Source organism: Streptomyces sp. NPDC057253, assembly GCF_042669125.1.
Lineage (GTDB): Bacteria > Actinomycetota > Actinomycetes > Streptomycetales > Streptomycetaceae > Streptomyces.
Genome location: NZ_JBHUXV010000066.1, coordinates 1 through 13,809, shown reverse-complemented (window position 1 = coordinate 13,809; position 13,809 = coordinate 1). Strand labels below are relative to the sequence as shown.

General features: G+C 73.8%; 12 protein-coding genes and 1 pseudogene. 6 read left to right on the top strand and 7 right to left on the bottom strand.

Features of this window, described 5'->3' with window-relative positions; genetic code table 11:
* Window positions 1–47 precede the first annotated feature (47 nt).
* Entirely contained in the window at window positions 48–404 is a 357-nt protein-coding gene (locus tag ACFULQ_RS30010) for an iron chaperone (RefSeq protein WP_383549812.1), read from the top strand.
* Here ACFULQ_RS30010 and ACFULQ_RS30005 read toward each other — a convergent pair.
* Window positions 397–1,776, bottom strand: a complete 1,380-nt coding sequence (locus ACFULQ_RS30005; RefSeq protein WP_383549810.1) for a glutamate decarboxylase — start codon at window positions 1,774–1,776, stop codon at window positions 397–399. The two genes, ACFULQ_RS30010 and ACFULQ_RS30005, sit on opposite strands and share 8 nt — an antisense overlap.
* A 243-nt stretch (window positions 1,777–2,019) precedes the next feature.
* On the opposite strand from ACFULQ_RS30005, the gene ACFULQ_RS30000 reads away from it, so the two are divergent.
* Window positions 2,020–2,463: a hypothetical protein gene (locus ACFULQ_RS30000; protein WP_383549808.1), complete on the top strand. Its 444-nt coding sequence runs from the start codon at window positions 2,020–2,022 to the stop codon at window positions 2,461–2,463.
* A gap of 63 nt (window positions 2,464–2,526) precedes the next feature.
* Here ACFULQ_RS30000 and ACFULQ_RS29995 read toward each other — a convergent pair whose 3' ends face one another.
* A complete protein-coding gene (locus tag ACFULQ_RS29995) occupies window positions 2,527–3,915 on the bottom strand; it encodes a hypothetical protein (protein WP_383549906.1) in 1,389 nt (462 codons plus the stop codon).
* 116 nt (window positions 3,916–4,031) lie between these two features.
* Between ACFULQ_RS29995 and ACFULQ_RS29990 the strand changes: the two genes are divergently transcribed.
* The gene (locus ACFULQ_RS29990; protein WP_383549805.1) at window positions 4,032–5,279 is read left to right on the top strand and encodes a molybdopterin-dependent oxidoreductase; all 1,248 of its coding nucleotides are present in this window, start codon (window positions 4,032–4,034) and stop codon (window positions 5,277–5,279) included.
* A gap of 307 nt (window positions 5,280–5,586) precedes the next feature.
* Here ACFULQ_RS29990 and ACFULQ_RS29985 read toward each other — a convergent pair whose 3' ends face one another.
* The 3 genes and pseudogenes from ACFULQ_RS29985 to ACFULQ_RS29975 form a co-directional block, all read right to left on the bottom strand.
* Window positions 5,587–6,444, bottom strand: a complete 858-nt coding sequence (locus ACFULQ_RS29985; RefSeq protein ID WP_383549802.1) for a class I SAM-dependent methyltransferase — start codon at window positions 6,442–6,444, stop codon at window positions 5,587–5,589.
* Between the two features lie 161 nt (window positions 6,445–6,605).
* Window positions 6,606–7,205, bottom strand: a pseudogene (locus ACFULQ_RS29980) (DUF2064 domain-containing protein); the annotation flags it as partial.
* The gene (locus ACFULQ_RS29975; RefSeq protein ID WP_383549799.1) at window positions 7,202–7,924 is read right to left on the bottom strand and encodes a glycosyltransferase family 2 protein; all 723 of its coding nucleotides are present in this window, start codon (window positions 7,922–7,924) and stop codon (window positions 7,202–7,204) included. The pseudogene ACFULQ_RS29980 and the gene ACFULQ_RS29975, both read right to left, overlap by 4 nt.
* A gap of 114 nt (window positions 7,925–8,038) precedes the next feature.
* Here ACFULQ_RS29975 and ACFULQ_RS29970 point away from each other — a divergent pair, with 114 nt between their 5' ends.
* Window positions 8,039–8,818, top strand: coding sequence for a response regulator transcription factor (locus ACFULQ_RS29970; protein WP_383549795.1), 780 nt, complete (start codon window positions 8,039–8,041; stop codon window positions 8,816–8,818).
* A gap of 2 nt (window positions 8,819–8,820) precedes the next feature.
* Entirely contained in the window at window positions 8,821–9,933 is a 1,113-nt protein-coding gene (locus ACFULQ_RS29965; protein WP_383549792.1) for a sensor histidine kinase, read from the top strand.
* A 262-nt stretch (window positions 9,934–10,195) separates the two neighbouring features.
* On the opposite strand, the gene ACFULQ_RS29960 is transcribed toward ACFULQ_RS29965, so the two are convergent.
* A complete protein-coding gene (locus tag ACFULQ_RS29960) occupies window positions 10,196–11,197 on the bottom strand; it encodes an NAD-dependent epimerase/dehydratase family protein (RefSeq protein WP_383549789.1) in 1,002 nt (333 codons plus the stop codon).
* A 303-nt stretch (window positions 11,198–11,500) separates the two neighbouring features.
* On the opposite strand from ACFULQ_RS29960, the gene ACFULQ_RS29955 reads away from it, so the two are divergent.
* The gene (locus ACFULQ_RS29955) at window positions 11,501–11,899 is read left to right on the top strand and encodes an acetyl-CoA synthetase (RefSeq protein ID WP_383549786.1); all 399 of its coding nucleotides are present in this window, start codon (window positions 11,501–11,503) and stop codon (window positions 11,897–11,899) included.
* Window positions 11,900–11,943: 44 nt separating this feature from the next.
* Here ACFULQ_RS29955 and ACFULQ_RS29950 read toward each other — a convergent pair.
* The coding region (locus tag ACFULQ_RS29950) for a glycosyl hydrolase (RefSeq protein ID WP_383549783.1) at window positions 11,944–13,809 on the bottom strand (1,866 nt) is incomplete at its 5' end.

Genomic DNA, 13,809 nt, shown 5'->3' with positions numbered 1-13,809 from the left:
CCGCAACATCACTGTGACGCCGGTCTCCCCTGTACAAAATGGGGCGTATGGACGCTGAGACGCAGACCTATATCGACGGCATCGCCCCCGAGCACCGACCGCTCTTCGACCGGCTGCACGGGCTGATCCTGCGGGCGTACCCCGAGGCGACCGTCGTGCTCTCCTACGGCATGCCCACGTACCGGGTCGGCGACCGCCGGCTGCACGTGGGCGTGTGGCGGCACGGCGTCTCGGTCTACGGCTGGGACGCGGACGCCGGCGCGGACCTCCTCTCCCGGCACCCGGGGCTCCTCAGCGGCAAGGGCACCCTCAAGCTGCGCTCCCAGGAGGCGGCGGACGTCACCGACGACGAGCTGACCGCCCTCGTCCGCGCCTCGCTGGGACCCGGGCGCCCCGCTAACTGAGCGGGGGCGAGAGCCGGTCGGTGTGCAGGCGCCTGGTGACCTCCGTCAGGTCGGCGACGAACATGCCGGCGAGCTCCGCGGTGAATCCGGTGCGTACGACCACGCGCAGCACGGAGACGTCCTGGCAGGGCGCCGGGAAGGTGTACGCGGGCAGGTGCCAGCCGCGGGCGCGCATCGCCCGGGAGACGTCGAACACCGTGAGGCCCTCGGTGCCGGGCGCCACGCGGAAGGCGAACGCGGGCAGCTCGGAACCGTCCGTGACCAGCTCGTAGGGGGCGATGCCCGCGATCCGGGCGGCGAGCGCGCGGGCCGTCGTACGGCTCCTCGCCGCCAGGTCCCGCAGGCCCTCGAAGCCGTACCGCAGGAAGCTGTAGTACTGCGCGACGACGTGCGCGCCCGGACGCGAGAAGTTCAGGGTGAAGCTCGGGGAGCTGCCGCCGAGGTAGTCGACTTCGAAGACCAGCTCGTCGGGGAGGGCCTCGGCGTCGCGCCACAGGGCCCAGCCGAGACCGGGGAAGACATGCCCGTACTTGTGGCCCGAGGTGTTGATGGAGGCCACCCGCTCCAGCTGGAAGTCCCACATCAGGTCCGGGTCGAGGAAGGGGGCCACCATGGCGCCGGACGCGCCGTCGACGTGCACCGGGATGTCGGTGCCGGTGGCGGCCTGGTAGCCGTCCAGGGCCAGGCAGATGTCCGCGACGGGCTCGTAGGAGCCGTCGAAGGTGGAGCCGAGGACCGTCACCACACCGATGGTGTTGTCGTCGCAGTAGGCGGTGAGGGTGTCGGGCGTGAGGTGGTGGCGGCCCGGCTGCATCGGGACGTAACGCGGCTCCACCTCGAAGTAGTTGGCGAACTTCTTCCAGCACACCTGGACGTTCGAGCCCATCACCAGGTTCGGGCGGGCGGTGTCCTTGCCCTGGGCGCGGCGGCGGTCCTGCCAGCGGCGCTTGAGGGCGAGCCCGCCGAGCATCGCGGCCTCGCTGGAACCGGTGGTCGAGCAGCCGCGGACCTGCTCCGGACGCGGCGCGTGCCAGAGCCGGGCGAGCATCCGCACACAGCGCTCCTCCATCGCCGTGATCTGCGGGTACTCGGCGCGGTCCGCGAGGTTCTTCTCGGCCGTCTCCGCCATCAGCTCCCGTGCCTGCGGCTCCATCCACGTGGTGACGAAGGTGGCGAGGTTGAGCCGGGCGTTGCCGTCGAGCATCAGCTCGTCCCGGACCCGGCGGCAGACCGTCTCCGGCTCCGACATGGCGGCGGGCAGCTCGTCGGCCGGCGGCAGGAGGGGGTCGGCGGTCGGGCTTTCCGGTCCGTGCGCGGTGGTCGGGGTGTCGAGGTCGAGGGCGGGCAGGACGTCGGTGTGCGGGATGGGCATGAGTGACTCGATGCCTTTCTGGCTCGTACGGCCCCGTGCGCTTCGACGCTAGATCGCCGCGGGGCCCGGCATTTGTGCCGATTACACCGATCCAGTGATCCGTTTGCGCACTGATGAACCGGATTTTCCCTTGTACATACAGACGCCCCGGCGGCAGCCCGTTCCGGCCGAACCCGCACTCCCGTGAACCGCCGTGGCGTGGAAGGCTGGGTGGTCGGCCGTGCCGCCGGAAGGAGTCGAACCGTGGTCGAGTGGGTGTCCCTGCGGACGGGTGCGCGGCCCGTCCCCGAGCCGGTGTCCACGACGCTGGTCTGGTCCGCCGCCTTCGCCGGCTCCCTCCTGCTCGTGGCGGCGGTGAACGCGCTCATCGGCCCCGGCAGGCCCGCGCTCGCCCTCGCCGTCCTGTCCCTGCTCGCCTCCCTGCTGGGCTGGTGCGCCCGCTTCGCGGCGGCTCCCGGTACGGCGGTGCTGTGCTGGCTCTTCCTCAACGGCTTCGCGATCCCGCCCGCGGGCACGCTCAGCTGGTCCGGCCAGCGCGACACCTTCTGGCTCACCTGCCTGCTCACCGCCGCCCTCACCGGCACGACCCTGTCCCGCCTGGGCCACGCCCGCGCCGCGTACCGCCGGGTGGCGGCCCCGAGCGGTACGGCGACGGGGGACTCCGCCGGGGAGACCCACCACGGGTGACCGGGCCCCAGGGCGGGGCGATGCGCCAAGGTCACGCCCCACCCCGGCCCTCGCAGACGCGTCTCACCAACCCGTCAGCAGCAGGTGGTTCAGGAGCAGGGCGAGCACGGCCTGGGCGGTCAGCCAGCGGCGCGGCGCGGGGAGGAACGCGCAGGCCGGGAGCAGCCACAGGGCGAAGGGCAGCCAGATGCGTTCCGTCTCCGCCTTGCTCATCCCGGACAGGTCGGCGACCAGCAGGGCGAGCAGCGCGGCGGCCACGAGCAGCGCGAGGCGGGCCCCGGGGGTGCCGAGCCGGTCCCGGACGAGCACCGCCCCCGCCCGCCGCAGCCCGGCCACCGTCGCCAGGCCGATGATGAGCACCGTGCAGGCCAGGTTGGCCCACACCCAGTAGCCGTACGGCCGGACCCCGCCCGCGCCCTGGTCGTAGCGCGTGACCAGCAGCCGGTACGCCTCCCACCAGTCGAACCCGGCGAGCGTGAACGCCGTCGGGACCACCGCCAGTCCGGCGAGCAGCGGCACCAGCAGCACCGGGCGACGGCGGATCCCGTCCCGGCCCAGCACCAGGACCGCCCCCGCGATCAGGGCGACGAGGGTGAGGCCGTACGACAGGTAGCAGGTCAGGCCGTAGAGCAGCCCGGCCCCTCCCGCCGCCCACAGGGACCGCCTGGTGACCGCCAGTGCCAGCAGCGCGACCGTCCACGCCGCCACCGCGGCGAAGTAGCCGTCGGCTGAGGTGCCCGTCCACACCGCGGCCGGAGCGAGGGCGAGGAAGGGCGCGGCCCGGCGCGCGAGGGTCTCGTCGGCCAGCGCGCGGACCGTGACCAGCACGGCCACGCAGGCCGTCGCCCCGACGGTGACGCACCAGACCCCCGCCCAGCCGCCCCCGCCCAGCCCGATCCGGTCGAGCAGGACGAAGGTGAGCGGCGCGGCGGGCGGGTGCCCGGCGACATGGGCCGGCCAGTGGTCGGGGGAGTCGAGCAGGATGTGGTGGGTGAAGTCCTGCAGCGTGCCCGGGATGTCGTGGAAGCGGTCGATGACCTGGAGGTATTCGTGGCGGGTGGTGAGCCGGCCCGCGATGCCCCGCTGCCAGCCGTCGATGAGGGCGAGGGAGAAGGTCCACGCCGTCGCCGTGGCCCACACCAGGGGGAGCAGGGTCCGCCAGCGCAGACGGACGGCGAGGGCGGGGCCGTACGCCACGACAGCGACCGCCACCAGGACGGCGGCCGGGGTGCCGGGGCCCAGGTGCGGGTCCCAGGACGCGAGCAGCGGGGGCCAGTTGACGAAGAGCGTGTGGCTGGTCCCCTGGATGTGGCGGCCGACCAGCACGGCCGCCGTCACCAGCAGGACGGCGGCCCCGGCCGCGTACAGGTCCCGGCGCCGGGCGGCGGGGGACGGGGCGGAGCGTTCGGCGGGGGGCCGGTCAGGCCGCTCGGTGGGGAGCTGGGTGCGGATCACACCGGCACGCTAGGCCGGACAGCCGGTCGAAGACGCCCGTCCGGGCCCGACGTCAGAGTTTCGTCATGGGTCGAGAACCCTTTCGTGGGCTGGTCCCGGCCTACGGTCGGCTCATGCGAGACGATCCACGCGATCCGCGGCTCCCCACGTCCCCCGGCTTCTGGCGCAGTCCCCTGCGCGGCCCCTGGTTCACCTCGGTGCTGGGCCTGGTCCTGCTCGTCGGCATCACCGTGCTGTTCGTGACGGGCCTGCTGTCGTACGCCGCGTACAACCCGGACCTGTCGCCGGTCAACGACAAGACCCCGGACAAGGGCCTCCTCGGCTTCTACCTCTTCGCCTGGCCGACCGACCCGCACTGGCTGTACCGGCTCACCCAGGGCGTCCATGTCACCCTCGGCATCGCCCTGGTCCCGGTCCTGCTCGCCAAGCTGTGGTCGGTGGTGCCGAGGCTGTTCACGCTGCCGCCGGCCCGCTCGCTCGCGCACGCCCTGGAGCGGATCTCACTGCTGCTCCTGGTCGGCGGCGCGCTGTTCGAGTTCGTGACCGGGCTGCTCAACGTCCAGCTCGACTACGTCTTCCCCGGCTCCTTCTACCGGCTCCACTTCTACGGCGCCTGGGTGTTCTTCGCCGCCTTCCTGGCCCACGCGGTCCTCAAGACGCCGGCCGCGCTGCGCAATCTGCGGGGGATGCGCGGATGCCGGGACGGGGAGAACGACCTGGTGTCCCCGCGGCCCGCCGAGCCGACCGTCTCCCGGCGCGGCGCCCTGTGGTTCGTCGGGGGCGGCTCGCTGCTGCTGTTCGCCACCACCGTGGGACAGAGCCTCGGCGGTCCGCTGCGCCGCACCGCCCTCCTCGCACCGCACGGCGGCGATCCCGCCGACGGCCCGAACGGCTTCCAGATCAACAAGACCGCCGCCCACGCCGGGATCACCGCGGCGGACCGGGACGAGGAGGCGTGGCGGCTCGTCGTGACGGGACGCACCGGCACGGTCCGGCTCAGCCGCGCCGAGCTGCTCCGACTCCCGTTGCACAGCTCGGCGTTGCCCATCGCCTGTGTGGAGGGCTGGTCGACCGCCGACCAGTGGTGGCGCGGGGTGCGGCTGCGGGACCTCGCCGCGCTCGTCGGCCACGAGGACGACCCGCCGGACGTCTTCGTGGAGTCCCTGCAACGGCACGGCTCCTTCCGGCGGGCCGCCCTGCGCGCCAACCAGGTGGCCGACCCGCGTTCCCTGCTCGCCCTGTTCGTCAACGGCGAGCCGCTGTCCCCCGACCACGGCCACCCGGCGCGGATCATCGTGCCCGCCGCGCCCGGTGTGCTCAACACCAAGTGGGTGGCCCGGATGACCTTCGGAGACCTGTGATGCGACCGCGGATCCCTGTCGGCAGCCCCCTCCAACTCCTTCTGCTCGCCGCCTCGTTCGCACTGGCCGCCTATGCGGGCGTACGGCTCCTCGCCGACGACTGGTTCGGTGTGGCGCTGTGGTTCGTCGGGGCGGCCCTGCTGCACGACCTCGTGCTGCTGCCGCTGTACGCGACCCTGGACCGGGCGCTTCTGCGCGGTCTCGGCACGCGCCGCGCGTGGGCGGGGTACGTACGGGTACCGGCCGCCCTCTCCGCGCTGCTGCTGCTCGTGTGGTTCCCGCTGATCAGCGGGATGGTGGAGAGCCGTTACCGGTCCGCCACCGGGTTGCCGGGGGACGTGTTCCTGGGCCGCTGGCTGCTGATCACCGCCGTCCTGTTCGGCGGTTCGGCGCTGCTGCTGGTGCTGCGGTTGCTGCGGTCGCGGCGCGGGTTGCCGCCCGGGTCGCGGTCGCGGGTGCGGTTGCTGTCGCGGTCGAGGTCGCGGTCGTGGTCGCGGTTGCGGTTGCGCAGGGCGGCGAAGGAGCGTCCGCCGGCCGTCCACTGACCGGCCCGCTCCCAGCCGCGCGCGTACCGCAGCAGCGCCCGGGTACCGAGCCGGGCCCAGGGGAACGTCTCGCCGGCGCCGGGTGCGTCGGTGTGGCCGACGACCCGCACCCGGGCGCGCTCGTCGATGTCCACCGGGGCCGTCTCGGCGATCAACAGGCCCCCAGGGTGCAGGAGTTGGGCCATCCTGTCGAGCAGGGCGGCCGGGTCGCCGCCGATGCCGACATTGCCGTCCATGAGCAGGGCGGTGCCCCAGCGGCCCTCGCCGGGCAGCGGCTCGAAGACCGAACGCCGCAGCGCCTGGCCTCCGAGCCGCACGGTGTGCTCGACGGCGGCCTCGCTCACGTCGATACCGAGGACGACCCGGCCCCGGCCGGCGAGCTCCGCCACCAGCCGCCCGGGCCCGCACCCCACGTCCAGCACGGTCCCCTCGCACCGCTGAAGCACGGCCCGATCGACCGCGTCCGCAGCCGCGCACCAGCGCTCCACCTCCAGCGGCAGAAGCCAGCCGTCGGCCCGACGGAGGAAGAGGGGCCCCCGTCCGGCGCGGAGAGCGGTGGCGTAGGGGTCGGCGGCGGCCCAGGCGGTGGCGGTGGGGGTGGTCGTGGTCGGGCTGCTCATCGCCCGGCCACGGGTGGGCGCGGGCCGGATGCCGGCAGCGGTGGGGTGGCTGGTGGAGTCGGGTTCGGTGGGGCGGTAGTTGGTGGTTTCGGGTTCAGGTTCGGGTTCGGTGGGGCGGTGGCCGTGCCCTGTGCCGGGTTGCCCCCTTCTGACGCTCTGCCCGTGCAGCCCGCCAGCCTCTCCGCGAAGCGGCCCCGTGGGGCCAGGGTTGCCACCGCCGCCGCGTCGGCCGCCGTGTCCACGTCCCGCAGTGGGGGCAGGTCCCGTACCCGCAGGCCGGCCGCGAGCAGGCGCTCGCGCTGCACGGCCCCCGTCACCGGCGTCGACATCGGCACGCCGCGCAGCAGGGCGGGGTCGGGGTCGGCCAGACCGAGGGCCCAGAAGCCGCCGTCCTCGGCCGGCCCGAAGTACGCGTCGCAGCCCGCGAAGTCCGCGGTGAGCAGCTCCGGCGTCACCTGCGGGGTGTCCATGCCGATCAGCAGGGCCGGCCCCGCGCACCGCGCGAACGCGTGCGCCAGCCGCTCGTCCAGACCGCCCGCGCACTGTCGTACGACATCGAATCCGGCCGGCAACCAGGGTCCTGGCTCCCCGTCGAGCACGAGGATCCGGCGGGTGGCCGGGGTCGCCGCGACCGTCTCCAGGGTGTCCGCGAGCGAGGCTTCGGCCAGCGACGCGGCCTCCTCGGGGGTGAACGGCGGGGTCAGCCGGGTCTTGACCCGGCCAGGGCGCGGTTCCTTGGCGATGACGAGAAGGGTGGTCACCGGGCCCCCCTTCCGACGGCCGGCGCCTCGGAGGGCGCTTCCGCCAGGACACGGCTCATGTCCCGTACGGCCTGCCACGTGCCCCGCCAGGTGCCCGTCACCTTCGAGGCTCCCGTGCGCGGCAGATACGGCACGTCGTGCTCGGCGATCCGCCAGCCGGCGTCGGCGGCGCGCACCACCATCTGCAACGGATAGCCACTGCGCCGGTCGGTCAGCCCGAGCGCGAGCAGCGGCTCCCGCCGGGCCGCCCGCAGCGGACCGAGGTCGTGCAGACGCAGCCCCGTGCGGCGGCGCAGCATCCGGGCGAGCGCGAGATTGCCGGCCCGGGCGTGCGCGGGCCAGGCCCCGCGGCCCCGCGGACGCCGCCGCCCGAGCACCAAGTCGGCTTCGCCGTCCCGCACTTCGCGGACGAAGGGGACAAGGAGCCGCGGATCGAGGGAGGCGTCGCAGTCGCAGAAGCACACCACGTCCGCGGTGGCGGCCCGCAGCCCGGCGTGGCAGGCCGCGCCGAATCCCCGGCGCGGCTCGGACACGACCGTCGCACCGAGTGCCCGGGCGACGGCGGCCGAACCGTCGGTGGAACCGTTGTCGACGACGAGTGCGCGCCAGCCCGGCGGAATCCGTTCGAGCACCCAGGGAAGGGCCTCGGCCTCGTTCAGGCAGGGCAGCACCACATCGACGTCGGAAGGTTCGGAAGGTGTCGTCGTCACGGCTTTCACCCTACGAACGCGAACCTGACATACCGGACTCCCGCTCCTTACGAAACGCGGACGTCACAGGCCGCGGGCCCCTCGGGCACGGCACCGCGGGCGGCTCGGTGCCAGGCTGGGAGCATGCAGCAGTCGTACGAACCCCTCGGGCCCCCGGAAGCGCCGCCCCGGATCCTCGTCGTCGACGACGACCCGACCGTCGCCGAGGTGGTCACCGGGTACCTGGACCGGGCCGGATACGTGGTGGACCGCGCCGACGACGGCCCCACGGCCCTCACCCGTGCCGCCGCGCACCGCCCGGACCTCGTGGTCCTCGACCTGATGCTGCCCGGCATGGACGGCCTGGAGGTGTGCCGCCGCATCCGCGCGCACGCCCCGGTGCCGGTCATCATGCTCACCGCCCGCGGGGACGAGGACGACCGCATCCTGGGCCTGGAGGTCGGCGCCGACGACTACGTCACCAAGCCGTTCAGCCCGCGCGAGCTGGTGCTGCGGGTGGAGTCGGTGCTGCGCCGCAGCCGGCCGGCCGTCACCGGGCAGCGTTTGGCGGCGGCCGGTCTGAGCGTCGACCCGGAGGGGCGCCGGGCCACCAAGAACGGCACCGAACTCGCGCTCACCCTGCGGGAGTTCGACCTGCTCTCCTTCTTCCTGCGGCATCCGGGGCGGGCGTTCGGCCGCGAGGACCTGATGCGCGAGGTGTGGGGCTGGGACTTCGGCGACCTGTCGACCGTCACCGTCCATGTCCGCCGGCTGCGCGGCAAGGTCGAGGACGACCCCGCCCGGCCCCGGCTGATCCAGACGGTGTGGGGAGTGGGGTACCGCTTCGAACCGGCCGGGGGGTCCGGGTCCCCCGGGGATTCCGGACCTGCCGGGGAGTCCGACCGCGTCGCAGGGGAGGAGTGATCATGCGGGACACGTTTCTCATCGCGGTGTACGCCTTCGCCGGCGCCGCCGTCACGGGTCTCGCCGGCGCGGGCGCGCTGCGGTTGATCCGACGCCGCTCGCTCACCGCGTCCCTGACCGTGATCGCGGCGGTCGGGGTCGTCGCGATGCTCGCGGGCACCCTCGCCGTCGCCTGGGCGATGTTCCTCTCCCCGCACGACCTGACCGTCGTCACGACCGTCGTCGCCATGGCGGCCGTCGTCTCCCTGGCCACGGCCCTGCTGCTGGGCCGCTGGGTCGTCGCCCGCAGCCATGAACTGGCCATAGCGGCACGCTCCTTCGGCGACGGCGGCGCCTTCACCGCCCCGGCCGAGCCCGCCACCGCCGAACTGGACGCGCTCAGCCGGGAGTTGGCGGCCACCAGTGCGAGGCTCGCCGAATCCCGGGAGCGGGAGCGGGCGTTGGAGACCTCGCGGCGCGAACTCGTCGCCTGGATCTCGCACGACCTGCGTACCCCGCTGGCCGGTCTGCGCGCCATGTCGGAGGCGCTGGAGGACGGGGTCGCCGCCGACCCCGACCGCTATCTGCGGCAGATGCGCACCGAGGTCGAGCGCCTCAACGACATGGTCGGCGACCTCTTCGAACTCTCCCGCATCCACGCCGGCACCCTCCCCCTCGCCCTCACCCGCGTCTCGCTGTACGACCTGGTCGGCGACGCGCTGGCCGGCGCCGATCCGCTCGCGCGGGAGCACGGGGTGCGGCTGGTGGGCGGCCGGGTCGAGCAGGTGCCGGTGGAGGTGGACGGCAAGGAGATGAGCCGGGTCCTGGGCAACCTGCTGGTCAACGCCATCCGCCGGACTCCGGCCGACGGCACGGTCGCGATCGCCGCGGAGCGTACCGCCGAGGGCGTGGTGCTCTCGGTGACGGACGGCTGCGGCGGCATCCCGCCCGAGGACCTGCCGCGCGTCTTCGACACGGGCTGGCGCGGCACGCACGCCCGGACGCCGCCGGCGGGGGCCGGCCTCGGCCTCGCCATCGTGCGGGGGATCGTGGAGGCGCACCAGGGGCGGGCGACCGTGCACAACATCCCCGGCGGCTGCCGCTTCGAGGTGGTGCTGCCCGCCGCCGCTTCATGACACGAACAGCACCACCGGCTCCTCCGCCCCGGGCGACGCCGGTCTGTTTTCCGGGCCGCGTCACGGGGCATGTTGCTGGGTCCGCGCCGGGGGGTGTTTCTGGGGCGGGCACGGGGTGTGTTCCTCTCCGCTCCCCGCTCCGCCTGCGAGCCCGCACCCGGCCTGCTTCCGGGTCCCGCCCCGGGTCCGTTTCCGGGCCGGCACCCGGACTGCCTCCGAGCCCCCACCCCCCGCCTGTGCCGGCGCCGCGCCCCCTCCCCCCTTACCCGTCCCGCATCCCCGCCCGGGCGAACTCCGTCATGCCCTCCTCGAACGTGATCTCCGGCTTCCAGCCGAGCGTGTCTCGCAGGCGGGTCGAGTCCGCGGTGATGTGGCGTACGTCGCCGAGTCGGTACTCGCCGGTGACCACCGGGGCGGGGCCGCCGTACGCGGCGGACAGGGCCCGGGCCATCTCGCCGACCGTGTGCGGGTCACCGCTGCCCGTGTTGTACACCGCCAGCGTGCCCGGGGCCGGCGAGGCCTCCAGCGCCGCCGCGTTGGCCGCCGCCACGTCCCGCACATGCACGAAGTCCCGCCGCTGCCCGCCGTCCTCGAAGACCCGGGGCGCCTCGCCGCGGGCCAGCGCCGAGCGGAAGAAGGAGGCGACCCCGGCGTAGGGGGTGTCGCGCGGCATCCCCGGCCCGTACACGTTGTGGTAGCGCAGCGACACCGCCGACCCGCCGGTGCAGCGGGCCCACGCGGCGGCCAGGTGCTCCTGGGCGAGCTTGGTCGTCGCGTACACGTTCCGGGGGTCGGCCGGGGTGTCCTCGCCGGTCAGTCCCGGGGAGAGCGGGGCGCCGCACACCGGGCAAGGGGGTTCGAAGCGGCCCGCGTCGAGGTCGGCGACGGCACGCGGCCCGGGGCGTACGACCCCGTGCCGCGGACACGCGTACCGCCCCTCGCCGTACACCACCATCGACCCGGCCAGCACGAGACGCCGTACGTCCGCCTCGGCCATCGCGGCCAGCAGCACGGCGGTGCCGACGTCGTTGTGGGAGGCGTACTCCGCCGCGTCGGCGACACCGTTGCCGAGGCCGACCTTCGCCGCCTGGTGACACACGGCGTCCACGCCGGACAGGGCGCGCCGGACGGCCGCCGGATCCCGCACGTCCGCGCCGGGATCCTCCCGTACGTCGAACACCAGCGGCTCTTGCCCACGCTCCCGGAGCGTGGTGACGACATGGGACCCGATGAACCCGGCACCGCCGGTGACCAGTACGCGCATACCGCCACGCTAGGTCCGGGCCGTCGCGGGATCACGGAACAGCGCCCGCACGTCATCACTCCGTAAGGCCCCGCGGGTTCCTGGGGTCCGCCGACGGTCGGCGGAGCATGCTGGTGGGCAGGCGAACGGCTCGGAGGTGCGGCGATGCGGTGGTGGCGGCTCGGGGGATGCGTGATCGCCCTGGTGGGAGTCCTGGCCGCGTGCGGGACATCGGACGGCGGCGGACCCGCGACGCAGGGGCCCTCGGAGAGCCCTTCACGCGGGACGACGGCGGGCACATCGATTCCTACGTCCCTCCCGCCCATGCCGCCTTCGTCGCCGGCCCCGTCCGCGCCCGCCTCGCCGCCCTCTCCCTCGGGCAGCGACTGTCTCGCGGGACGGGTGGAGGTCACCGTCGCCCCCGGCGACCCCGTCCGGCGGCAGGTGTGCGTGCGGCCCGGGACGGTCGTCTCCCTGGTCCTGCGACCCCGTACGGACGGCAAGCGGTGGACGGCGGTGCGCAGTTCCGCGCCGGCCCTCGTCCTGGTGTTCGGCCTGCGCGTGGCCGCCGACGGAACCGCGCGCATCTCGCTGCGGTCCGCCGGGACCCGGGGCGGCAGCGCCGAGATCGGCGTGTCGGCGAAGGAACCGGACGTGGCGGGTACGGGAGGCGTCGCGTTCACGCTCGCCGTCACGGTGACGCCGTACGCGCGGGAGGGGTGACCCCGGGTTTCCAGGGCCACCCCTCCCGCACCGGACCGCGCGCGTCAGCCGCAGTCGCGCACCGGGATGGTGTAGATGCCGCGGCCGTGGGTGGCCGCGTACAGCGTGCGCCCGTCGGGGCTCAGCTTCAGCTGGAGCACGGCGACGGCCGGGAGCGAACCGACCCGCTGCCACCGGGTGCGGCCCGGCGCGCGGTAGACGACGCCGAGGTCGGTGGCGACGGCGAGGCCGCCGTTCGGGGTGACGACCGCGGAGTCGGCCGGCACGTCCGGAAGGTTCGCCGAGACGTCCTTCCAGGTGGTGCCCCCGTCCTTCGACTCGAAGACATGGCCCACGCCGGCGCCCGGCCCCTCGGTCCACTGCCGGGAGAAGCCGCTGACCGTGAGGTAGACGTGGTCGGCGTTCTTCGGGTCGACGGCGAACCCGCTGAGGTAGCGGTTGGGCACGGTGCCGTCCGCGCCGGTGGCGGGCAGGACGATGTCGTGCCAGCCGGTACCGTCCGCGTTGCCGACGGCGATGCCGCGGGTGAAGCCCTGGTTGTTGCAGGGCCCGCACCAGGCCGCGTACACCTTGCCGCCCGAGACGGCGACGGCGGTCGCGGTGTGGCCCGCGCCGAGGTCGTCCAGGCTCGTCCACTCGTCGCCGCTGCGGATGGCGTAGCCGTGGGTCTGCACCCAGACGTGCCGACCACCCGCGATCCAGGTCGAGCTGTTCTTCGCGTCGGCCGCGAGCGGGGCGATGAAGCGCGCCTCACCGGTGGCGTTGTCGGGCGGGGCGACACCGTACGACGTCACCTTGCTCGGGTCGGTGAGCCAACTGCCGTCGTTGACCGCGCAGTTCTGCGTCACCTGGATGGCGAGATAGACGTACTCCTCGGCGATGTCGCAGCCGTTGGCCGGGTCGGTGAGCGTGTCGCCGCCGTCGCCGCCGAAGTTGGAGCCCATCACCTTGTCGTTGCTGCGCAGGATGGACTGGCCGTTGTCCTGGAGGCCGCCGGTGACGGAGACACCGCCGTGGGCCAGGTCCTTGCCGACGCCCACCGAGTAGTACTGGAGGGTGTCGATGGTGCCGTCGTTGAGCGAGGTCCAGTCGGTGGCGTGACCCGAGGCGTCCTGGGCGCCGTCGACCGGGCGCTTGTAGACGCCGCCGTCGTTGCCGACGTACACGAAGCTCCTGCCGTGGTAGCGGCCGATGGCGACGCCGTGCTGGTCGGAGTGGGTGGTCGGGTTGCAGTCACCGGTCTGCTTGGCCGGATCGATGTTCCAGCAGGGGAAGTTGAAGTTCCAGTAGGGGCCGACGGTGGACCAGGTGGAGCCGCCGTCCTTGGTCTCGTAGACCTCTTCGAGGCCCGCGTACACATGGTCCGGGTCGCTCGGGTCGACGGTGAGGAACTGGTTGTACCAGGCCTGCACGCCCGGCATGTAGCCGTCGGTGGTCAGCGCGGAACCGGCGGCCGCCAGAGTGTGGTAGTCGGCGATCTGCGTCCAAGGGCCGGTGGGGGAGCCGGACTTGGAGACGTAGATGCCCGCCAGGCCGCTGTCCGGGTTGGTGTTCAGCTGCTCGGGGGACTGGTCGATGGCGTAGTAGCGGGAGCCGTCGGCGGAGCGGGCGAAGGTGACGCTGCCGACGTCGTCCGCGTCGGCGGGCAGGTCGCCCAGACCGCTGGTGATCCGCGTCCAGGCGCCGCCCACCTTGGTGTAGAAGCCGTTGTAGTCGTCCCCGCTGCGCCAGCCGACGGCGAGCACGACCTTGCTCGGGTCCTTCGGGTCGATCGCGATGTCGCTGGTGATGTTCTTGTACGGCGCGGCGGGGTCGGTGGCCTTCGAAGCGCCCGGCAGATAGTCGGGGTTGGGCGCGAACTCCAGCTTCCAGGCGCCCTTCAGCGTCTTCGTGGAGTGGCTCCACACGCC